General features: G+C 71.5%; 20 protein-coding genes and 1 pseudogene. 7 read left to right on the forward strand and 14 right to left on the reverse strand.

Going from position 1 to position 20,156, the window contains the following annotated elements; all coding sequences use genetic code 11:
• Positions 1-52 precede the first annotated feature (52 nt).
• Positions 53-943 (forward strand): Kelch repeat-containing protein, encoded by an 891-nt coding sequence (locus OG494_RS29770; protein WP_328444310.1) that lies wholly within the window; start codon positions 53-55, stop codon positions 941-943.
• A gap of 1 nt (position 944) precedes the next feature.
• Here OG494_RS29770 and OG494_RS29775 read toward each other — a convergent pair whose 3' ends face one another.
• Positions 945-1,223 (reverse strand): hypothetical protein, encoded by a 279-nt coding sequence (locus OG494_RS29775; RefSeq protein ID WP_247061473.1) that lies wholly within the window; start codon positions 1,221-1,223, stop codon positions 945-947.
• Positions 1,224-1,236: 13 nt separating this feature from the next.
• Positions 1,237-1,587, reverse strand: a complete 351-nt coding sequence (locus tag OG494_RS29780) for a hypothetical protein (protein ID WP_328444312.1) — start codon at positions 1,585-1,587, stop codon at positions 1,237-1,239.
• 214 nt (positions 1,588-1,801) lie between these two features.
• Between OG494_RS29780 and OG494_RS29785 the strand changes: the two genes are divergently transcribed.
• Positions 1,802-2,569 carry a GntR family transcriptional regulator gene (locus tag OG494_RS29785; RefSeq protein ID WP_328444314.1) on the forward strand — a complete coding sequence of 256 codons (768 nt, stop codon included), beginning with the start codon at positions 1,802-1,804 and terminating at the stop codon, positions 2,567-2,569.
• 56 nt (positions 2,570-2,625) lie between these two features.
• Here the strand turns inward: OG494_RS29785 and OG494_RS29790 are convergent.
• From OG494_RS29790 to OG494_RS29810, 5 genes and pseudogenes are all read right to left on the reverse strand, one after another.
• A pseudogene (locus OG494_RS29790) lies at positions 2,626-3,422 on the reverse strand (IS5 family transposase).
• Between the two features lie 47 nt (positions 3,423-3,469).
• Positions 3,470-4,768, reverse strand: coding sequence for a hypothetical protein (locus OG494_RS29795; protein ID WP_328444316.1), 1,299 nt, complete (start codon positions 4,766-4,768; stop codon positions 3,470-3,472).
• Positions 4,765-5,157 (reverse strand): PTS sugar transporter subunit IIA, encoded by a 393-nt coding sequence (locus OG494_RS29800; RefSeq protein ID WP_328444318.1) that lies wholly within the window; start codon positions 5,155-5,157, stop codon positions 4,765-4,767. Before OG494_RS29800 ends, OG494_RS29795 begins: the two co-directional genes overlap by 4 nt.
• Positions 5,158-5,166: 9 nt before the next feature.
• The gene (locus OG494_RS29805) at positions 5,167-6,798 is read right to left on the reverse strand and encodes a PTS system mannose/fructose/sorbose family transporter subunit IID (protein ID WP_328444320.1); all 1,632 of its coding nucleotides are present in this window, start codon (positions 6,796-6,798) and stop codon (positions 5,167-5,169) included.
• A gap of 7 nt (positions 6,799-6,805) precedes the next feature.
• Positions 6,806-7,282, reverse strand: a complete 477-nt coding sequence (locus tag OG494_RS29810) for a PTS sugar transporter subunit IIB (RefSeq protein ID WP_328444322.1) — start codon at positions 7,280-7,282, stop codon at positions 6,806-6,808.
• A gap of 411 nt (positions 7,283-7,693) precedes the next feature.
• On the opposite strand from OG494_RS29810, the gene OG494_RS29815 reads away from it, so the two are divergent.
• Both OG494_RS29815 and OG494_RS29820 read left to right on the forward strand, forming a co-directional pair.
• Positions 7,694-8,959 (forward strand): ricin-type beta-trefoil lectin domain protein, encoded by a 1,266-nt coding sequence (locus tag OG494_RS29815; RefSeq protein WP_328444323.1) that lies wholly within the window; start codon positions 7,694-7,696, stop codon positions 8,957-8,959.
• Between the two features lie 242 nt (positions 8,960-9,201).
• Complete coding sequence (locus OG494_RS29820) at positions 9,202-10,152, forward strand: MBL fold metallo-hydrolase (RefSeq protein ID WP_328444325.1); 951 nt, start codon at positions 9,202-9,204, stop codon at positions 10,150-10,152.
• A gap of 30 nt (positions 10,153-10,182) precedes the next feature.
• On the opposite strand, the gene OG494_RS29825 is transcribed toward OG494_RS29820, so the two are convergent.
• Positions 10,183-10,680, reverse strand: a complete 498-nt coding sequence (locus OG494_RS29825; RefSeq protein WP_328444327.1) for a MarR family winged helix-turn-helix transcriptional regulator — start codon at positions 10,678-10,680, stop codon at positions 10,183-10,185.
• Between the two features lie 75 nt (positions 10,681-10,755).
• On the opposite strand from OG494_RS29825, the gene OG494_RS29830 reads away from it, so the two are divergent.
• Positions 10,756-11,673, forward strand: a complete 918-nt coding sequence (locus OG494_RS29830; RefSeq protein WP_328444329.1) for an EamA family transporter — start codon at positions 10,756-10,758, stop codon at positions 11,671-11,673.
• A 39-nt stretch (positions 11,674-11,712) separates the two neighbouring features.
• On the forward strand, positions 11,713-12,897 hold the full coding sequence (locus OG494_RS29835; RefSeq protein WP_328444331.1) for a glycoside hydrolase family 64 protein: 1,185 nt from the start codon (positions 11,713-11,715) through the stop codon (positions 12,895-12,897).
• On the opposite strand, the gene OG494_RS29840 is transcribed toward OG494_RS29835, so the two are convergent.
• The 3 genes from OG494_RS29840 to OG494_RS29850 all read right to left on the reverse strand — a co-directional run bounded on the left by OG494_RS29840 (position 12,890) and on the right by OG494_RS29850 (position 15,945).
• Positions 12,890-13,075, reverse strand: coding sequence for a hypothetical protein (locus tag OG494_RS29840; protein ID WP_328444333.1), 186 nt, complete (start codon positions 13,073-13,075; stop codon positions 12,890-12,892). The genes OG494_RS29835 and OG494_RS29840 overlap by 8 nt on opposite strands.
• A gap of 141 nt (positions 13,076-13,216) precedes the next feature.
• The gene (locus OG494_RS29845) at positions 13,217-15,571 is read right to left on the reverse strand and encodes an excinuclease ABC subunit UvrA (protein WP_328444334.1); all 2,355 of its coding nucleotides are present in this window, start codon (positions 15,569-15,571) and stop codon (positions 13,217-13,219) included.
• Between the two features lie 38 nt (positions 15,572-15,609).
• Entirely contained in the window at positions 15,610-15,945 is a 336-nt protein-coding gene (locus OG494_RS29850) for a VOC family protein (RefSeq protein ID WP_328444336.1), read from the reverse strand.
• 101 nt (positions 15,946-16,046) lie between these two features.
• On the opposite strand from OG494_RS29850, the gene OG494_RS29855 reads away from it, so the two are divergent.
• Positions 16,047-16,853 carry a PGAP1-like alpha/beta domain-containing protein gene (locus OG494_RS29855; protein WP_328444338.1) on the forward strand — a complete coding sequence of 269 codons (807 nt, stop codon included), beginning with the start codon at positions 16,047-16,049 and terminating at the stop codon, positions 16,851-16,853.
• 214 nt (positions 16,854-17,067) lie between these two features.
• Here the strand turns inward: OG494_RS29855 and OG494_RS29860 are convergent, their stop codons facing one another.
• The 3 genes from OG494_RS29860 to OG494_RS29870 are packed head-to-tail and all read right to left on the reverse strand — an operon-like array spanning position 17,068 to position 19,948.
• The gene (locus tag OG494_RS29860) at positions 17,068-17,910 is read right to left on the reverse strand and encodes an ABC transporter permease (RefSeq protein WP_328444340.1); all 843 of its coding nucleotides are present in this window, start codon (positions 17,908-17,910) and stop codon (positions 17,068-17,070) included.
• Entirely contained in the window at positions 17,907-18,824 is a 918-nt protein-coding gene (locus OG494_RS29865; protein WP_328444342.1) for an ABC transporter ATP-binding protein, read from the reverse strand. Before OG494_RS29865 ends, OG494_RS29860 begins: the two co-directional genes overlap by 4 nt.
• Positions 18,821-19,948, reverse strand: a complete 1,128-nt coding sequence (locus tag OG494_RS29870) for a hypothetical protein (RefSeq protein ID WP_328444344.1) — start codon at positions 19,946-19,948, stop codon at positions 18,821-18,823. Before OG494_RS29870 ends, OG494_RS29865 begins: the two co-directional genes overlap by 4 nt.
• Between the last annotated feature and the right edge of the window lie 208 nt (positions 19,949-20,156).

Below are 20,156 nucleotides of genomic sequence, written 5' to 3' on the forward strand. Positions count from 1 at the left end.
CCGCCGCGGAGACTCTGGCCGCGAATCGCGACGCGCGAAGAGGGTGGGAACGATGAACGACTCCTGGAAGTACCGGCCGCCGCTGCTGTCTCCCAGGTTCGGCCACGAGGTGGCGCGCGCCGGCGACGACATCTTCGTCATCGGCGGCACCGACGGGACCGCCGGTCACAGCTCCGTCGAGACCCGCAAGGTGACGGGCAGCGGCGCGTGGCACCACGTCAGCCCGATGCCGGCCCCGCGCTGCGACCACGCCGTCGGCGTGACCGGCGGCCGGGTCTACGTCGCCGGCGGCACCGTCGGCGACGGCTCCACCGACGCCGTCGACCGCTACGACCCGCGGCTCGACGAGTGGAGCCCGGCTCCGCCCCTGCCCCGCCCGCTCGCCGAGGCTTCGGCCGCCGGTCTCGGCGACCTGCTCTACGTCGCGGGCGGCAGCGCCGGGGACAGCGCCTCGGACGCGGTGCACGTCTTCGACCCGGCCGAGAAGCGCTGGGACCCGGTGGCCCCGATGCGCACCCCCCGAGCCCGGTTCCGGCTGCTCGCGACGGAAACCCACCTGTACGCGATCGGCGGGCTGGCCGGCGGGCCGCAGGACGTGCTCGACTCGGTGGAGCGGTACTCCCCCGAAACGGACACCTGGGAAGCCGTGGCCCCGATGCACAAGCGGCGGGTGCTCCCCGGCGTGGCGCTGCTCGGCGACCGGATCGTGGTCGTCGGCAGCGAACCGGCGGCCGAGGACCCGGTCGCGCGCGACCGCACGACCGAGGTCCTCGACCTGGGCACCGGAGCGTGGCACCTGCTCGCCACGCTGCTCCCCCACGGCCGGTCGTCGGTGGTCTGCACCGCCGGCGCACCGCACCGGGTCCTGGCGATCGGCGGCCGCGCGAACCCCTACGGCCGACGGATCACGGTGCCCGGCGTGCTCTCGCTGAAGGTGCCGTGACTCAGCAGAACCAGCCCGACTGGACCCAGCCTCTCTTGTTGACGTTGCCCATGGCGTAACCCTCGGCCCAGTCACCGCTGGGCGAGTACCGCGACAGCTCGAAGTGGTCGCCGCGGTAGAGCGTGCCGACGATGACGCCGGCGGGCTGCGTCCGGACGTACAGGTCGGTGGCGCAGATCTCGTGGACGGTCCCCGCCGAAGCGGCGGGGGCGAGGGTGATCGCCGCGGACACGGCGAGCGTCGCGGCCGCGAGACCGCCGGCGATGCGTGCTGTGGTCATGTCTTTTCTCCCGTCAGTCCAGTGAGAAGCAGCTGCGGAGCAGGAAGCCCCACTTGCTCGCGCCGTGCCAGAAGACGTCGGCCGAGTTGTGGTCCGACGTGATGTACCGGACGCCGATGTAGTTGCCCTGCACGAGCGTGTCGATCGGGTCCGAATGCCCCTGCCCGGCCGTGTAGTTGCCGAAGAGCGTGGCGGACGAGCAGGTGATGTGGGCGGCGCGCGTCGGCACCCACGGGTCGCTGATGGTCCCGCTTCCACTTTGGACGGTCAGGGTCCCGGCCTGCGCGGGCACGCCGCCGAACCCGGCCGCCGCCGCGGTCAGCGCGACCACCGCACAAGCGCGTTTGACGCTGGTGAACGTCATCATCGGTCCTTTCTCCAGCGGTTTCTCCGCTGCTCGGAAAAGAACTACCGAGTAGTAGGCACGGACGGAAGCCCACGTCGTGACCGTGTGTGCACAGTTCGGGTCCCGGTGTGCACCCGCCCAGGTCAGGCGTCCGCCGCCGGACCGGGTCCACAGCGGCCTCGTCCCCCGGCTGGGTGTGACCACATCCGGGGCGGCGCGACATACTGAGGCCATGCCCCGTCCGAAGCACGTCCCCGCGAGCGATCTCCGGCTCCCGGACGCACTGGAGCCGGGGCGGCCGAAAGGCGACCAGCTCCGCGAAATCATCGAAAGCGTCGCGACGGAGGCGGGCCCCGGCCGGCTGATGCCGTCCGAACGGTTCCTCGCCGAGCACTTCCAGGTCGCCCGCGGCACCGTCCGCCAGGAGATCAACCGCCTGGTCGCCGACGGCGTCCTCTACCGCCAGCACGGCACGGCGACGTTCACCGCCCAGCGGCAGGCGGCGCACATCGACATGCTGACGTCGTTCACCGAGGACATGAACGCCCGGGGCGTCGTCCCCAAGACGAAGGTGCTGCACGCCGAAATCGAAAACGCGGGCCCCCGCATCGCCGGCCGCCTGAACGTGCCCCCGGGCGCGCGGGTGTTCCGGCTGGAGCGGCTGCGGTACGTCGAGGACGAGCCGTTCGCGGTCGAGCGCACCAACCTGTCGGTCGACCGGTTCCCGGACATCGAGCTGTTCGACTGGGAGACGCAGTCCCTGCACCGCACGCTGGAGGAGCGCTGGGGCGTCCGGGCCGACTGGAACGACACGGCGATCTCCGCGGTCCTCCCGAACACCCACGACGCGGGCCTGCTGGGCATCGAGGCCACCCAGCCGTGCCTGATCATCGAGGGCACGTTGCACGACCAGAGCGGCGGCGTGATCGAGGCAGGCCGCTCGCTCTACCGCGCGGACCGCTACACGGTCTTCACCCAGGCCCGCCGCAGCGGCGGCTAAGCCCCTTCCAGTCACCGTGTCGGCGCCGCGGCGGCGACTAGGAAGTGTCCTGCAAGTCATCGGAGCCAGAGGACGATCGCGGCGATAGTCAGTTCGGCCTGGTAGTAGGCAGCACGTTTGGCGTAGCGGGTGGCCAGTCACGGAACTGTTTGAGCCGGTTGAAGCACCGCTCCACAACGTTGCGCTGCTTGTAGACCTCCGCATCGAAGACGGGGGCCGCCCGCCGCGGGAACCCTTCGCCTTTACGGCGGGCGATCTGGTCATCACGTTCGGGGCTGACGAAGGTGATCCGCCGTCGGCGCATCGCCTCACGGGTGAAGGGATGCGAATACGCCTTGTCCGCGATCACCGCCTCCGGCCGACATCGTGGCCGGCCCGGCCCGATCCGGGCGACGCTGATGCCATCCAGCAACGGCACCAACTGCGGATTGTCCCCGGCCTGGCCCGGAGTGAGCAGGAACCGTATCGGCAGGCCACGGTTGTCGACGGCGAGATGGATCTTCGTGCCCAGTCCGCCTCGGGACCGCCCGAGTCCTTCTCCGTCGAGGGCGAGGGCTTCGGTGTCGCTGCCGCATCCCCTTTTTCCGGGCACCGGCGGAATGCCGGTGCGCCCTGACCACGCTGGAGTCCACCGAGATGACCCATTCGAGGTCGCCGACGGAGTCGTCTTTGACGATGACGTGGTCGAGGATCTTGTCCCAGGTCCCGTCTGCAGTCCACAGCCGCGGTTTCCAGAGGATCGCGTTGATCACCTGGCGGTGATCCCGCCACCGCCGGCCACCGCTTTGTTGCGGTGGCAGCAGCGGTTCGATCACTGCCCATGCCGGTCTGTCAGTTCTCCTCGGCCAACCACCGCACACGATTACCAGAGGTCCAGCTCAACCGCTTACAGGCCACTCCCTAGGCGTAGTGGCTCTTGAGCAGTTTCGAGCAGTGCTCCACCAGCACCTCCGCCGCGTCCGGGCCGAAGAGCGTCACGTACGACTCGTAGATGCCGTCGCGGTGGCCGTTCGCGTCCGGCAGGTACCCGAGGTAACCGTCCGTGTAGCCGATCACCCGCGTGTGCCGGAACGGGCTGCCGCGGCGGATCCGCAACCCCAGGGACGCGAACAGCTCGAACGGCGTGTGCAGCCAGGCGATCTCCCCCAGGGACACCACGCTGACCGGCACCTCCGCGCACCCCGTGGGCCGGTCGCTGGCCGCCATCACGGCGAGCATCGCGCACCCTTCGTAGCGGGTCTGCGCGATCCGGACCGACGGGTGGTCCGAGCCGTGGCGGGCGAGTTCGCGCTGCCACTCGCCTTCGGCCGACTCCCGTAGCTCCAGGCTGTCCGCGATCGACGGGACGTCGCGGTAGGGCAGGTACAGCGACGACCGGGTCAGCCGGACCGGGCCGGTGGCCGCCGCCGGGGACGCGGCCTCGAGCGTCCGCGAGATCGATGTCGCGAGGTGGCCGCCGAGGGTGCGGACCTCCTCGTGGTCGCGGCCGCGGCGGACGAAGCGGGAGCTGGCGTCGCCCGCCGCGCCCTGCAGGAACGCCGCGACCGGCCGGCCGATCAGCGCGGCCAGCTCACGGCGGGTCGCGCCCGGCCAGTCCGCGGACCAGCTCAGGTTCTCCGGGCCCAGCACCGTGGGGTGGCTGGCGTAGTCGAACAGCAGAGCGGCCGGCGTGTCGTCGTCGCGCCGCAGTTCGAGGACGCCGAACGACGTGTCGTGCGGGCCGTCGGGGTCATAGCGGTTGCTGCCGACGGCCTCGGTCTCGCCCGCGTGCCACCGGGCCCGGACCCGTCTTCGGCAGGCGCGCAGCAGGGCCGCGGCGCCGGTGACCTTCTCCGTCATGCGCTCGACCAGGCCGGTGTCCCGCTGCCCGGGCAGCCCGGGGTGCAGCGGGCCGGTCCAGCCCTCGGGCCCGGAGTGCGTGTGCGACGCGCAGACGAGCACGCGCTCGGGGTTGATGCCGACCGCGTCGGCGACGGCGTCGGCCAGGGTGCGGGTGAGCCCGGCGTCCACGGCCAGCGCGTCCAGCGCCACCCACAGCACGCCGGGGTCGTCTTCGGTGGACAGCCAGATCAGCGACGCCTCGAGGTCGTCGTGGGTGCCGGTCGCGACGCCGTTGCGGGCCAGGTAGCCGCCGAGGGGGTGCCCGGGACCGGGGGTGATCCGCACGTCCTGCGCGGCGAGCAGGAGCGAGGCGGTCACCAGGTGGATTCCAGGACGTCGACGACGCCGTCCCGGCCGGCGGCGCGGGCCACCCCGGCCAGCTCGGTGACATCGCCGGCGGGGTGCAACAGCACTTCCAGCAGCATCGGCAGGTTCAGCCCGGACACCAGCTCGACGCGGGCCGGCCCGCCGGCCGCGAAGGTGCGGACGGCGTTGAACGGCGAGCCGCCGTGCAGGTCGGCGAGCACGAGCAGCTCGGTGGCGGCGCCGGCCAGCTCCCGCAGCCGGGCGCCGAAGTCCTCCGGCCGGTCGGCCGGGTTCAGCTCGCAGACCTGCAGCCGCGACTGCGGGCCGAGGATCATCTCGGCCGCTTCGCCGACGCCCGAAGGCAGGCTGCCGTGCCCCGCGAGAATGATCGGGATCGACATGACGGGCTCCTAACTCTTCGCAGGCCCGGCGGGAGCGAACCAGCCGAGCCACCCCAGTGCGACGCCGGCCACCATGACGACCGCGATGATCCAGATCGGCCGCATCCGGGCCTTCACCACCAGCAGGTACACCCCCGCCGTGACCAGCACCGGCAGCAGGAACGGCACCAGCTCGTCGAGCCGGTCCTGGATCGCCACCGCCTGCGTCACGGGCTTGCCCTGGACGGTGGTGGTCTGCCGGTAGGTCAGCGTGGTGACGACCTTGACGATCGACGGGATGAACCCGCCGAGCACCACGAACCCGAGCACCGTCGCTCCCTGCGCGACGCGGGCCAGCGCGCCGGCCGCGAGGTGCCCGGCCAGCCGCTTCCCTTCACGGTACGCGAACCCGAACTGCCAGCGCCGGATGAGCGCGTAGGGCACGAGCACCATGACGGCGGCGAACACCGGGCCGAGCCAGTTGCCCTGCAGGGCCCAGGACGCGCCCATGGTGAAGATGATGCTGTTGTACAGCGCGAAAACGAGGGTGTCGCCGATGCCGGCGAGCGGGCCCATCAGGGCGACCTTGGTGCTCGCGGCCGACGTCGGCGTGCCCGCTTCTTCCAGCGCGACGGCGGAGCCGAGGATCAGCGGCCCGCCGACGAGCACCGAGGTGTTGAAGAACTGCATGTGCCGCTGCAGCCCGGCGGCGTAGTCGCCCTTGTCGGGGTAGAGCCGGCGCAGCACCGGTTCCATCGCGTACGCGAAGCCGAGCGCCTGCATCCGTTCGTAGTTCCAGGAGATCTGGCTCGACCAGAAGTACCGGCGGTAGGCGCGGCGCAGGTCCTGCTTGGTCAGCCGGGGGTCCACAGTGGACTCTTCGCCGGCCGGAGCGCCTTCCGCCGCGGACGGCACGACCGCCGGTTCCTCGCGGCTGAACGTCACGAACAGCATCGCCACCGCGACGCCGACCAGCGCGACGCCCAGCACGGGCAGGTGCAGGTAGGCGAACCCGACGAAGCCGATGAGCAGCAGGTACCAGTACTTCGGCAGCTCCATCATGCTCAGCAGCAGCGCGAAGCCGACCGCGGGCAGCAGCGAACCGGCCAGCGTCATGCCGTCCACGAACCCGGCCGGGATGTTCGCCGTGATGTCCTTGACCAGCCCGCCGGACGCGGCGAGCGCGGCGAGGAACGTCGGGATGGCGCGCACCGCGACCCACGGGACGAGGCTCACCCAGTGGATCATCGCCATCCCGCGCGCGTTGCCGTCGGCGGCGTAGGAGTCGGCGCGGTGCACCAGCCCGGTCGTGACCATCTTGCCGACCGGGTCCAGCGCGGACAGCAGGACAGCCGCCGGCAGCCCGACGCCGAGCCCGACCGCGACCTGCGCGGACGTGCCCCCGGCGGCGCCCGCGGCCAGCGCGGTGCCGACGATCGCGCCGGTCTGGTAGTCCGGGATCGTCGCGCCGCCGTAGGTGTAGACGCCGAGCGCGGCCAGTTCCAGCGTCGCGCCGATCAGCAGGCCGAGCAGCGGGTTGCCGGTGATCAGGCCGGCGACCGAACCGGCGATCAGCGGGCGCTGGGCGTAGATCAGGAACGGGCCGAGCCCGTCGTAGGTGCAGTAGACGGCCCAGACGGTCAGGGCCAGAGCGACGAGCATTCCGGGCTCACAGCCCCTTTCGGTCGAGCAGCGCGACGAAGTCGGCGGGTTTGTCCTGGGGCATGAGTTGGGTGACGACCGGGACGCCGGCCGCGGCCAGCTTCCGGTAGCCGGCCGCCTCGTCCGCGGTGACCGCGATCGAGCGGGTGACCATCGTGTACCCGGGGCCGGGCCGGGGCGCGGCGTTGCCGACGTTCACGACCTCGGGCAGCAGCCCGCCCTCGACCAGGCGGAAGACGTCTTCGGGGTGCTTGGCGATGATCATCGCCTCGGCGACGGCGGGCGCGAGCAGGGTGTCGGCGACCGAGAGCACCTCGGTGGGCAGGCCGCGCGCGGCCTGCGGGAGCAGCAGCCGCTGCAGGTCGTCGGCGGCGACTTCGTCGTTGCAGACGAGCAGCCGGCGCACGCCGAGACGACGGGTCCAGGCCACGGTGACCTGCCCGTGGACCAGCCGGTTGTCGATGCGAACGTGCGCCCCCGCCATGTTTCTCCTCCCAGATGGCAGGAGACATCCTGGTTCGTCGCAGTAGCGAAGTCAACACTGCGTGTGACCGAACACATACGGCCAGGAGACAGCCTCGCGCGGGCCGACGGCAGGACCCCTCAGACCTCCCGTCGGCCCCGAGCGCGCGACGCCTCTTCATCTACCCCGGCGTGAATCCCCGGACCCTCCCATAAAGGTATATACCAGTATGGACCGTCTAGATCGACTGTCAAGACCCGTACCGCTCAGCGGACCACGAACACCGGACGGCGCCGTCGATCCGTGACCGGTTCACCCCAAGCTGTCCGTTCTTGTCAGTGACAGCCATCGGGCCCCGCTCCTATCATTCCGAGTGGTCTAGACCGCCTGCGTACTTCTCGTCCACTGCCGCATCGGGAAGGCGGATTCGTCGTGACCGCAAGAACCTGGCGCCTCGCCGCGCTCAGCACCGCCCTCGTGTTCGCCACCGCGTTGCTCCCCTCCGCCGGGGCCGCCGGCAACGATGGCACCGAACAGCTTCCAGCCGACCTCCGGACGCCGTCGGCCGCCGCCGCGGCGCCCCTGTCGACCGTCTGCGACGGCGACGGCACCAGCGGAAAGCGCGTTCAGGCGCTCTACGTCCGCGGGGCCGGGCAGGCCGACCGGTACTCCCAGTTCGCCGCGCAGTTCCAGACGTTCACGAGCCAGATCGACGACGCCTTCGTCGAGGCCGCGGGCCGGCTCGGCGGCGGCGTCCGGCACCTCCGCTACGTCACCGATTCCAGCTGCCGCGCCACCGTCGCGAACGTGACGATCGCGCAGGGCGACATGGCGACCGTCGACACGATCACCAACGCCATCAAGGCGCAGGGCTACAACCGCGCCGACCGCAAGTACGTCGTCTGGTACGACAAGGACGGCTGCGGCCTGGCGTTCGGCAACGGCGGCAACGACAGCCCCGGCGCGAACAACCCGTACAACGCCGGCCCGCACTACGCCACGGTTGGCACCGGCTGCTGGTCGTGGCAGGCGACCGGCCACGAACTGCTGCACACCCTCGGCGCCGTCCAGGGCAGCGCGCCGCACTCCACGCCCTACGGCCATTGCTGGGACGACGAAGACATCATGTGTTACGACGACGGCGGCATCCCGAACCCGCCGGGCGGGCTGGTGAAGGTCTGCCCCGGCGCGCCGGAGAACCAGATCGACTGCGGCGGTGACGACTACTTCAACACCAACCCGCCGGCCGGCGGTTACCTGGCGACGCACTGGAACGTCGCGAACAGCGCGTACCTGATCACCGGCGGCACCGCGAATCCGTCGGGCGCGATCACCGGGATCGGCGGCAAGTGCGTCGACGTCAGCGCGTCGAACACCGCCAACGGCACCGCGATCCAGCTGTGGACCTGCAACGGCACCGGCGCGCAGCGGTGGACGTCGCAGAGCGGGACGCTGCGGGCACTCGGCAAGTGCCTGGACGTCGCCTCGAGCGGCACCGCGGACGGCACGCTCGTGCAGCTGTGGGACTGCAACAGCACCGGCGCGCAGACGTGGCAGGCCCGTTCCGACGGCACGCTGCTGAACCCGCAGTCGGGCAAGTGCCTCGACGCGACGGGCAACGCCTCGGCCGACGGCACCCGGCTGCAGATCCGGTCGTGCGCCGCGACGGCGAACCAGCGGTGGCAGGTGCCGGCCTGATCTTTCCGTGATTTTTTCGCGAAGAGGTTCCCCTTCGGACGGAAACTGGCAGAATGCGGAATGACCTGCCGGTTTCCGTCCCCACCGGGAACTCCTCGGGAACTCGTCGAAATACCGGCAGAAAGCGCGCAACCTGGCCGCGCCCTCGTCGTTAAGCGCAACGCCGGTCGCCACCCGTTCACGCGGGACGCCGGCACGCTGCGAAGCCGGGCCGTTACGGCTTCGCTCAGGGAGGGAAAGCAATGCCGGCCGTTACCGCGAACATCGTCCCGCTCCGGCACGCCCGCCCGGGGGTCGTGGCGTACGTGAAGAGCCCGGACGAATGGTTCGTCGCCAACAGTGGCTGGATCCAGGGCAGTGAAGGCGTCGCGCTGATCGACACGTGCGGCACCGAACAGGCCACGCTGGAACTGGTCCGCGACGTCCGCAAGTACGCGCCCGAAAGCGCGCGGCAACTCACCGTGGTCGTCACGCACGCGCACGGTGAGCACCACAACGGGGTCGGGGTCGCGTTGCGCGACGGCGGGACCGTGCTCGCCGCGCCCGCGAGCGTCGAGGTCGTCAAGGCCGGGCCGCAGACCTACGGCAACGTCTTCACCTGCTCCCAGTGGGGTGTGCTGGAACCGCCGGAACCCGCCGCGGTCCGCCCGGTCGTCGGCTGGAAGCGGCTCGACCTCGGGGACGCCGTCGCCGACGTCGTGGCCGTACCGGGCACCGCGCACACGGCGGGTGACCTGGTGGTACACGAGCCGCGTTCGGGCACGCTGTTCACCGGCGACCTGGTGTTCATCGGCAGCACGCCGATGGCGGTGCACGGCTCGATCCCGGGCTGGCTCGACGCGCTCGACTGGCTGCAGGACACGTTCCGCCCGCGGACGCTCGTGCCCGGCCACGGGCCGGTCGCGAACCCGGGTCACAGCGCCGTGCACGCGATGCGCGTCTACCTGGAGTGGCTCCTGGACGCGACCGCGCGCAGCCGCGACTTCTCGAAGCTCGCGACCCAGGCTTCGCTGCGCTGGCCGACGTGGAGCAACCCGGAGCGCCACATCGGCAACCTGATGCGCGCGTACGCCGACCAGCACGGCCGCAAGCTCGACGTGGACCTCGCGGTCGACGCGGTGATCGCGGCGGCGGGCGGGCGCATCGACCTGGACTACCTGCTGGGCGCCGAACCGGTCCGCCGGATCTCCTAGTCCCGAACGCCCCAAGGCCGCCTCGGGGCGTCAGGAATCCGCGCCACCGAGGCTCTCGAGGAGCTTCCGGAGCATCTCCGCCAGGTCCTCCCGCTCGTCGTCTTCGAGCGCGGCGAGGACGCGGTGTTCCGTCGCGACGTGGTCCGGCAGCGCGCGGTCGATCAGCTCGCCGCCGACGTCGGTCAGCTCGACCCGCACGCCGCGGCCGTCGGCCTCGTTCGGCGTGCGGCGGACCAGTCCCCGGGCCTCCAGCTTGTCGAGGCGCTGGGTGATCGCGCCGGAGGTGACCATCGCCGAGCGCATCAGCTCCGTCGGCGTCAGCCGGTACGGCGGCCCGGTGCGGCGCAGCGTCGCGAGGACGTCGAAGGTCGCGTGGTCCAGGCCGTGCCGGGCGAACGTCCGCCGCAGCTCGGCGTCGACCAGCACGCCCAGCCGGGACAGCCGGCCGATCACGGCCATCGGGGAGACGTCGAGGTCGGGGCGCTCGGCGTGCCACTGCTCCAGCACCCGGTCCACGTGGTCGGCCATCGGCCCAGCGTAACCGATGTCTTAGCGGTAAGTGAGCAGTGGCAATCTACCTTAGCGCTGAGCTATGTTGTCTTAGTGCTAAGCAATCGACTGCGGGTGGCCACCGCCCTCGCCCCGGTCATCTGGGGCTCCACCTACCTCGTCACGACCGAGCTGCTCCCGCCCGGCCGCCCGCTGCTCGCCGCGGTCGTCCGGGCCCTGCCCGCCGGGCTCCTGCTGGTCGCGCTCACCCGGCGGCTGCCGCGCGGCAGCTGGTGGTGGCGGTCGCTGGTGCTCGGCACCCTGAACATCGGCGCGTTCTTCGCGCTGCTGTTCGTCGCCGCCTACCGGCTGCCCGGCGGCGTCGCCGCGACGCTCGGCGCCCTGCAGCCGCTGCTCGTCGCGGGCCTGTCCACCGGCCTGCTCGGCGAACGGCTGACGCGGCGCACTCTGCTCGCCGGCGTCGCGGGCGTCGCCGGCGTCAGCCTGCTGGTGCTGCGGTCGGACGCGCGGCTCGACGCGCTCGGTGTCGCCGCGGCGGTCGGCGGCGCGGTCGTGATGGCCACCGGCATCGTGCTGAGCAAGCGCTGGACGTCCCCCGCTCCCCTGCTGCCGACCACCGGCTGGCAGCTCGTCGCGGGCGGGCTGGTGCTCGTGCCGCTCGCGCTCGCCGTCGAAGGGCCGCCGCCGTCGACACTGTCCGCGGCGAACTACGCGGGTTACGGCTACCTCGCGCTGATCGGCGCCGCGCTGGCGTACCCGCTGTGGTTCCGCGGGATCCGCGCGCTGTCGCCGACGCACGTGACGTTCCTCGGGCTGCTCAGCCCGGTGGCCGCGACCCTGCTCGGTTGGCTCGTGCTCGGCCAGCGCCTCGGCGGGTGGCAGCTGCTCGGCGGCGCGGTCGTGCTCGCCGCCGTCGTGACCGCTCAGCGACGGACGCTGGGCCGGACGGCTGCTAATAACTATCAGCCTTTGACAACGTCTCCGCGCGCCACCGACTCTGAAGTGGTCTGAACAACTCGTGATCACCGGCCTCGACGAGGAGGCGCCCCCGTGCGTACGAGATCCCCCATCCGACGGCGGTTTTCCGCTCTGGCCGTCGCCGCCGGGCTCGCGACCGCCGTCGCCCCCGCCGCCGACGCGGTCCCGGCCACCATCCCGTTGAAGATCACCAACAACTCCGGCCGCGGCGACCAGGTCTACGTCTACGACCTGGGCACGAACCTGGCGACCGGGCAGCAGGGCTGGGCCGACGCGAACGGCACGTTCCACGCCTGGCCGGCCGGCGGCAACCCGCCCACCCCGGCGCCGGACGCGTCGATCCCCGGGCCCGCGAACGGCGGCTCGGCCACCATCCGGATCCCCAAGTTCTCCGGCCGGATCTACTTCTCCTACGGGCAGAAGCTGGTCTTCAAGCTCACGACCGGCGGCCTGGTGCAGCCCGCGGTGCAGAACCCGTCCGACCCGAACGTCAACATCCTGTTCAACTGGTCGGAGTACACGCTCAACGACGCCGGTCTCTGGCTCAACAGCACCCAGGTGGACATGTTCTCCGCGCCGTACGCGGTCGGCGTGCAGCCGGCCGGCGGCACGACGAAGAGCACCGGGCACCTGAAAGCGGGCGGGTACAACGGTTTCCTGAACTCGTTGCGCGGCCAGTCCGGCGGCTGGGCCAACCTGATCCGGACGCGCACGGACGGCACGGTCCTGCGCGCGCTCGCCCCGGGCCACGGCATCGAAGCGGGCGCGCTGCCGGCGACCGTGCTGCAGGACTACATCAACCGCGTCTGGACGAAGTACAGCTCGTCGGCTTTGACGGTGACGCCGGTGGCGGCCCAGCCGAGCGTGAAGTACACCGGCCGGGTGTCGGGCAACGTCATGAACTTCACGAACACGTCCGGCGGCTTCGTGACGGCGTTCCAGAAGCCCGACTCCGACAGCGTCTTCGGCTGCTACAAGAACCTCGACGCCCCGAACGACGTCCGCGGCCAGATCTCGCGCACGCTCTGCGCGGGCTTCAACCGCTCGACCCTGCTGACGAACGCCAACCAGCCGGACACCAGCTCGGCAGGCTTCTACTTGGACAGCGTCACCAACCAGTACGCGAAGAAGATCCACGCGCAGATGGCGGACGGCAAGGCGTACGCCTTCGCCTTCGACGACGTCGGCAACTACGAGTCCCTGGTCAACGACGGCAACCCGGCGACGGCCTACCTGACGCTGGACCCGTTCAACTGAGCCGCACGCAGTCCGTTTCCGGCGTCACCGGTGTCCGCCCGAGCACGTCCAGCCCGGGTACGGTGCGCGCCGGAACGGGCTGCGCCGTACCGACTTTGACCACCACCACCGGTTGACCGCACGCGGCCAGCTCCACCACCAGCAACGGCACGACGAGCATCGTGGTCCGGATCCGCATGAGCCACCCACCCCGCTTCGCTCCACCACTCCCGTGGAGAACACGTGAGGTGGCGCCCCGCGGTTCAGCGCGGGGCGGCCTCGTGAGTGTTTAGGGCGGTTAGAACCGCCCTAAACACTCACGACAAGCCGCGGCAGACCGTCAAGCGCCGACGTAGGCCGCCAGGTGCTCGCCGGTGAGCGTCGAGCGCGCCTCGACCAGTTCCCGGGGGGTGCCTTCGAACACGACCGTGCCGCCGTCGTGGCCGGCGCCGGGACCGAGGTCGACGATCCAGTCCGCGTGGGCCATCACGGCCTGGTGGTGCTCGATCACGATGACCGACTTCCCCGAGTCCACGAGCCGGTCGAGCAGCCCGAGCAGGTTCTCGACGTCGGCCAGGTGCAGGCCGGTGGTCGGCTCGTCGAGGACGTAGACGTCGCCCGCGGAACCCAGGTGCGTGGCCAGCTTGATCCGCTGGCGCTCACCGCCGGACAGCGTCGTCAGCGGCTGGCCCAAGGTGAGATAGCCGAGGCCGACGTCGGCGAGCCGCTGCAGGATCTTGTGGGCCGCGGGGAGCGTGCCGCTGAAGAACTCCTCCGCCGCGGCCACCGACATCGACAGGACCTCGCTGATGTCCTTGCCGCCGAACTTGTACTCCAGCACCTCGGCCTGGAACCGCTTGCCCTCGCACACTTCGCACGGCGTCGCGACGCCGGCCATCATGCCCAGGTCGCTGTAGATCACGCCGGCGCCGTTGCAGTTCGGGCAGGCGCCTTCGGAGTTGGCGCTGAACAACGCCGGCTTGACGCCGTTCTCCTTCGCGAAAGCCTTGCGGATCGGCTCGAGCAGCCCGGTGTAGGTCGCCGGGTTGCTGCGCCGCGAGCCACGGATCGCGCCCTGGTCGATCGAGACGACACCCTCGGCGCCCGCGACCGAACCGCGGATCAGCGACGACTTCCCGGAGCCCGCCACGCCGGTGATGACGGTGAGCACGCCGAGCGGGATGTCGACGTCGACGTCCCGCAGGTTGTGCGTGTCGGCGCCGCGGACTTCCAGCGCGCCGCCGGGCTTCCGGACGTCGTCCTTGAGCTTGGCCCGGTCGTCGAGGTGGCGGCCGGTCGTCGTGTCGCTCTTGCGCAATCCCGCGACGGTGCCCTCGAAGACGACCTCGCCACCTTCGGAACCGGCCTTCGGCCCGAGGTCGACGACGTGGTCGGCGATCGCGATCGCCTCCGGCTTGTGCTCCACGACGAGCACCGTGTTGCCCTTGTTCCGCAGCTGCAGCAGCAGTTCGTTCATCCGCTGGATGTCGTGCGGGTGCAGGCCGATCGTCGGCTCGTCGAAGACGTAGGTGACGTCGGTGAGCGACGACCCGAGGTGCCGGATCATCTTGGTGCGCTGGGCTTCCCCGCCCGACAGCGTGCCCGACGGCCGATCCAGCGAGAGGTAGCCGAGGCCGATCTCGACGAACGAGTCGAGCGTGTGGCCCAGCGCCTCCAGCAGCGGCGCCACCGACGGCGCCTTCAGGCCGCGGACCCAGCCGGCGAGGTCGCTGATCTGCATCGCGCACGCGTCCGCGATGTTCACCTTCCCGATCTTCGACGACCGCGCCTCCGGGCTCAGCCGCGTGCCGTCGCACTCCGGGCAGGTGGTGAACGTGACCGCTCGCTCGACGAACGCGCGGATGTGCGGCTGCATCGCGTCGACGTCCTTGGACAGCATGGACTTCTGGATCGAGGGCACCAGCCCCGAGTACGTCAGGTTGATGCCCTCGACCTTGATCTTGGTCGGCTCCTTGTAGAGCAGGTCGTCGAGCTGGCGCTTGGTGAACTTCTTGATCGGCTTGTCGGCGTCGAAGAAGCCGCAGCCGCGGAAGATGCGGCCGTGCCAGCCCTCCATGCTGTAGCCGGGGATGGTGATCGCGCCCTCGTTGATCGACTTCGTCTCGTCGTAGAGCTGGGTGAGGTCCACGTCGTTGACCGCGCCCCGCCCCTCGCAGCGCGGGCACATGCCGCCGAGGACGCTGAAGCTGCGACGCTCCTTCGTGGTGCGGCCGCCCTTCTCGAGGGTGACCGCACCGGCGCCGCTGATCGACGCGACGTTGAAGGAGAACGCCTGGGGCGAGCCGATGTACGGCTTCCCGAGCCGGCTGAACAGGATCCGCAGCATCGCGTTGGCGTCGGTCGCCGTGCCGACCGTGGAGCGCGGGTCGGTGCCCATCCGTTCCTGGTCGACGATGATCGCCGTCGTCAGCCCGTCGAGCACGTCGACGTCGGGGCGCGCCAGCGTCGGCATGAACCCCTGCACGAACGCGCTGTAGGTCTCGTTGATCAGCCGCTGCGACTCCGCGGCGATCGTGCCGAACACCAGCGAGCTCTTGCCCGAACCGGAGACCCCGGTGAACACCGTCAGCCGGCGCTTCGGCAGCTCGACCGTGACGTCCTTGAGGTTGTTGACGCGCGCGCCGTGCACCCGGATCAGGTCGTGGCTGTCGGCTTCGTGTGCGGCCTTGCTCATCGTGTCTCCATGGTCTTCGGTCCGGTCGTTCCGGTCGGTCAGCGGTCCTGGTAGAGGCCGAGCACGTTGCCGTCGGGGTCGGTGAAGGTGGCCACCACCCGGCCGCCGCCGACCTCCTTCGGGGCCTCCTTGAGGGTGCCACCGGCCGCGGTCAGCTCGGCGAGCTTCGCCTCGATGTCCGGCACGGGCCAGTAGGTCACCGGGCCGGTCATGCCCTGCGCCGCGCCGCCCGGCACCAGCCCGATGTGCTGCCCCTCGACGTCGAACCCGACGTAGTAGTCCGAATCGGCCGTCGGCTCGGCACCGAGCAGGGTGGCGTAGACGGTCTTGGCCTTCGCCAGGTCGGTGACGGGGTGCAGAACGGTGATGGTCATGTTCACTCCTGGTTGTCGTCGCTGCTGCCGGTCACGCTACGGCCGCGTCGATGACCTGCGCTTCTCGATTCCTGATCGGTACCGCAAGGCATGATGGAGGCATGCGGATCACGGCCTGGTGGCGCGGCATCAGCCCGCGACGGCGCCTGATGCTGGGCGGCGTCGCGGTCGTGGTGGTGATCGCGGTCGTGGTGGCCGTCGTCGTCACGTCCGGGACCAGCGCCGCGCCGCAGGCCGGCACACCCGACCAGGACAAGCCCGGCCCGGTGCTGCTCGTGCCCGGGTACGGCGGTGGCCAGGGCGCGCTGAACGAGCTGGCCGCGCACATCCGGCAGACCACCGGACGCACCACCGAGGTGCTCACCCTGGCCGGCGACGGCACCGGTGACCTGCTCGAACAGGTCGCCGTGCTCTCCTCGGCCGTCGAACGCGCGTACGCGGCCGGCGCGCCTTCGGTGGACGTCGTCGGCTACTCCGCGGGCGGCGTCGTGGCCCGCCTGTGGGTCGGCCGCGAGGGCGGCGAGCACCAGGCCCGCCGGGTGGTGACGCTCGGCGCCCCGATGCACGGCACCGGCCTGGCCGCGGCGGGCGGCGCGCTGGTGCCGGGCGCCTGCCCGACGGCGTGCGTCCAGCTGGCGCCGGGCAGCGCGCTGCTGCAGGAGATGGCGAAGGACCCGATCCCGTCGACGCTGCCGTGGCTGTCGCTGTGGACCGAACGCGACGAGACGGTGACGCCCCCGGACTCGGCCCAGGTGGACGGCGCGGTCAACGTGGCGCTGCAGCAGGTCTGCCCCGGCAACCAGGCCGGCCACGGCGACCTGCCCACCGATCCGGCGGTCACCGAACTGGTGCTGCAGGCGCTGGGGACCACACCGCTGGAAGCACCGACCGACTGCCTCAGCTCGTGACGTCCTTGGTCGCGAAGTTCGCCCAGGCCGCGCCCGACTCGCGCCCGGCGAACAACAGCCTGCTCCGCAAACGCGACCGCCTCACGCCCGACTCGCCGGCATCCGCAGCGGGCCCCGACCGCCCACCCGCCGCGCACGTCCGGCGAACCACCAGCCCGCCGTCGCGCGACCGCCTCACGCCCGACTCGCCAACATCGTCGCGAAACGGGACGCCTCAGCTCGTGACGTCCTTGGTCGCGAAGTTCGCCCAGGCCGCGCCGAAGAACACCACGATGTAGCCGGCCTGCAGCAGCAGGCCGTGGTCGATGTTGCGCCACAGCACGGGATCGCGGAAGAAGTCGATCCACGACAGCCAGTAGTGCGTCGGCAGGTACGGCTTCACCGACGCCGCCGCGTCCAGGGTTTCCAGCACCGAGCTGGTGATCAGCACGGCCAGCCCGCCCAGCGCGGCGCCGAGCGAGGAGACGGTGACCGTCGACAGGAACATCGTGATCGCCGCGAACCCCAGCATCGACACCACGATGTAGGACACCGCGCCGAGCAGCCGCAGGCCCAGCCCGGACGAGCTGAGCGACTGCCCCGACAACGACGTCACCCCGGCGGGCTGCCCGCCGGGACCCGCGACGCCGGGGGTGCCGCCGGTGCCGAACAGGATCACGCCGAGCACCAGCGACGTCAGCACCACGATCACGATCGCCGCGGTGACGTACACCGCGATGGCGACCATCTTGGCGCTCAGCAGGCGCGTCCGGCCGACCGGGCGCACCAGCAGGTAACGCAGCGTGCCGCCGGACGCCTCGCCCGCGATGGAGTCCCCCGCGACGACGGCGACCGCGATCGGCAGGAACAGCGGCAGCACCAGGGCGAGCGCGGCCGCCGGGTAGAGCGCGCCGTCGTTCACCACGGCCGACAGGAACGCCCCGCCCTGCCCGGGCGGCGGCGCGAAATCGGCCGTCGCCAGGAAGATCCCGACGATCGCGGGCAGCAGGCAGAGCAGCAGGATGCTGACCCAGATCCGCGGCCGCAGCACGAGTTTCCGGAGTTCGACGCCGATCATCCGGCCGCCACCTCCCCGAACCGGTCCGAGCCGGGGCCGGTGAACTCGAGCACCACCTGTTCGAGCGTCCGGCGCTCGGCGTCGATGGACGTCACGCGCACGCCCGCCTCGACGAGCATCGCGTTCAGCGCCGCCGGGTCTTCGTGCCGGATCACCAGGCGCTCGCCGTCGCGGGATTCGAGCTGCCCGTCGAGGACCGCGGCCGCCGCGGCCGGGTCCGGCGTGCCGACGAGCACCCGGCCGGTCAGCGCGCGCAGCGACGTCAGGTCCTCTTCCAGCACCAGCCGGCCGCGGTCGACGACGCCGACGCGGGTGCACAGCTGCTCGACCTCGGCCAGCAGGTGACTCGACAGGAACACCGTGGTCCCGCCCGCGTTCAGCTCGACGAGCAGTTCGCGGATCTCCTTGATGCCCTGCGGGTCGAGGCCGTTCGTCGGCTCGTCGAGGATCAGCAGCCGCGGCTTGCGCAGCAGCGCGCCGGCCAGCCCGAGCCGCTGCCGCATGCCCAGCGAGTACGCCTTGATCGGCCGCTGGTCGACCGCGCCCAGCCCGACCTGCTCCAGGGCGTCGTCGATGCGACGCCGCCGGGTGCGCCGGCCGCCACCGCGCCCGGCCGCGTCGAGCAGCGCGAGGTTCCGGCGGCCGGACAGGTGCGGGTAGGCGGCCGGGCCCTCGACGAGCGCGCCGACCTCCGGGAGCACCTCGGCGACCCGTTTCGGCACCGGCTTCCCGAGCACCTCGATCTCGCCGCTGGTCGCGTAGACCAGCCCGAGCAGCATCCGGACCAGCGTGGTCTTGCCCGAGCCGTTCGGGCCGAGGAAGCCGTAGCGGTCGCCTTCGCGCACGTCCAGGTCGACCGCGTCGACGGCGAGCACCCGGCCGTAGCGCTTGGTCAGGCCGCGGGTGACGATCATCGGCCGCTCCGGCGCAGCCGCGACAGCTCGTCCGCGACCGTGCGCAGCACGTCCGGCGTCACCGTCCCGGCCAGCAGGTACGAGCGCCGGGAGAACGCCGAGCGCACGATCGCCAGCGACAACGGCGTGAGCGAGAGCTGCACCACGCTCCCGGCCGTCAGCTTGACCTCCACACCGCCTGCCTTCCCGGCCGCGTCGCTCGCGGCGTTCCCGACGTTGCGCGGCACGGCGATGACGGCGAAGGCCGCCAGCCCGGTGCCGTAGAGCGCGGCGCCGGTGATCCCGCCGAAGTTCGACGACACCACCGGCCGCCCGCCGAGGGTGTCCGGCAGCACCGCCTGGCCCAGCGCGCCGAGGGCGTCGGTGACGTCCGGGGCGCTGGTGACCGAGAAGCCGGAGCCGAGCACCGGCCGCGGCGCTTCGACCGCCGGTGTCGTCTGTTCGAGCTGCTGGAACTCGGTGCTCAGGATCGGTGCCTGCTGCCCGCGGGCGGTCACCTCGACCCGCACCGGCAGCCCGGTCGCCGGGTCCGCCCACAGGTCCACCTGGCCGATCGTGGTGTCCGGGTCGGCCGGGACCAGCCGCAGCCCGGACGCGTCGACCCCGGCGACGCGCCGCGCGGGCAGCGTGCCCACCGAGTCGTTCTTCGCGGCCTGAAGGATCCGCCGCGCGAGCTCGGGCGGCAGTAGATCGCCTGCTCGCGGCAGCCGGACGCTGGGTTCGCCGATCAGCTCGGTCAGCGTGTTGGTGCCGTAGTCCCAGGTGTACTCACCGTCGGGCAGCCGGTAGACGTCGTGCTCGCCCGCGGTGCCGAGGGTGTCGACGCGGTAGCGGTCGGGCCCGGCGTACCAGGCGCGCATCCGCGTCGTCCCGGCGAAGAGCGCGGCGACGTCGGCGAGGTTCGGCAGCTCCGGCAAGGCGAGCGAACCGGAGCTCTCGGCGTAACCCTGGTACGGCCGTCCGGCGGACCCCAGCACGAGGGCGCGCAGGCGGGCCGGATCGATCGACTCCCCCGCGGACGGCAGCGCGGCGACGACGGCGGGCACCGACACGAGGACAAGGGTCACCGCGGCGACCACCGCCCAGCGGCGCCGCTTTTCGTGCCGCACCACCGAGGGCGTCATCCGGCATCACCTCTGTCGTCCTTTGTACGCCATGGGACCGGGGAGATCAGCCGCCGAGTTCTTACGGATCCGGTGGGTTCCGGCACTAGGCTCGCCCGGTGACGACCCCCGTTCATGCTGCTGTCTTGAGCTAGGTCCGGCTGCTCCGGCAGTCCCGAACCCCCTCTCACCCCGCGCCGCGCGCGGGCACACCGCCACGCGCGCGGCC

This window comes from Amycolatopsis sp. NBC_00438, from assembly GCF_036026695.1.
Lineage (GTDB): Bacteria > Actinomycetota > Actinomycetes > Mycobacteriales > Pseudonocardiaceae > Amycolatopsis.

Bases quoted from the DNA above. Each gene is read 5' to 3' on its own strand.
- OG494_RS29770 (WP_328444310.1), top strand. From the start codon at position 53: ATGAACGACTCCTGGAAGTACCGGCCGCCGCTGCTGTCTCCCAGGTTC.
- OG494_RS29775 (WP_247061473.1), bottom strand. From the start codon at position 1,223: ATGACCACAGCACGCATCGCCGGCGGTCTCGCGGCCGCGACGCTCGCC.
- OG494_RS29780 (WP_328444312.1), bottom strand. From the start codon at position 1,587: ATGACGTTCACCAGCGTCAAACGCGCTTGTGCGGTGGTCGCGCTGACC.
- OG494_RS29785 (WP_328444314.1), top strand. From the start codon at position 1,802: ATGCCCCGTCCGAAGCACGTCCCCGCGAGCGATCTCCGGCTCCCGGAC.
- OG494_RS29800 (WP_328444318.1), bottom strand. From the start codon at position 5,157: ATGTCGATCCCGATCATTCTCGCGGGGCACGGCAGCCTGCCTTCGGGC.
- OG494_RS29805 (WP_328444320.1), bottom strand. From the start codon at position 6,798: ATGCTCGTCGCTCTGGCCCTGACCGTCTGGGCCGTCTACTGCACCTAC.
- OG494_RS29810 (WP_328444322.1), bottom strand. From the start codon at position 7,282: ATGGCGGGGGCGCACGTTCGCATCGACAACCGGCTGGTCCACGGGCAG.
- OG494_RS29820 (WP_328444325.1), top strand. From the start codon at position 9,202: ATGCCGGCCGTTACCGCGAACATCGTCCCGCTCCGGCACGCCCGCCCG.
- OG494_RS29825 (WP_328444327.1), bottom strand. From the start codon at position 10,680: ATGGCCGACCACGTGGACCGGGTGCTGGAGCAGTGGCACGCCGAGCGC.
- OG494_RS29840 (WP_328444333.1), bottom strand. From the start codon at position 13,075: ATGCGGATCCGGACCACGATGCTCGTCGTGCCGTTGCTGGTGGTGGAG.
- OG494_RS29845 (WP_328444334.1), bottom strand. From the start codon at position 15,571: ATGAGCAAGGCCGCACACGAAGCCGACAGCCACGACCTGATCCGGGTG.
- OG494_RS29850 (WP_328444336.1), bottom strand. From the start codon at position 15,945: ATGACCATCACCGTTCTGCACCCCGTCACCGACCTGGCGAAGGCCAAG.
- OG494_RS29855 (WP_328444338.1), top strand. From the start codon at position 16,047: ATGCGGATCACGGCCTGGTGGCGCGGCATCAGCCCGCGACGGCGCCTG.
- OG494_RS29860 (WP_328444340.1), bottom strand. From the start codon at position 17,910: ATGATCGGCGTCGAACTCCGGAAACTCGTGCTGCGGCCGCGGATCTGG.
- OG494_RS29865 (WP_328444342.1), bottom strand. From the start codon at position 18,824: ATGATCGTCACCCGCGGCCTGACCAAGCGCTACGGCCGGGTGCTCGCC.
- OG494_RS29870 (WP_328444344.1), bottom strand. From the start codon at position 19,948: ATGACGCCCTCGGTGGTGCGGCACGAAAAGCGGCGCCGCTGGGCGGTG.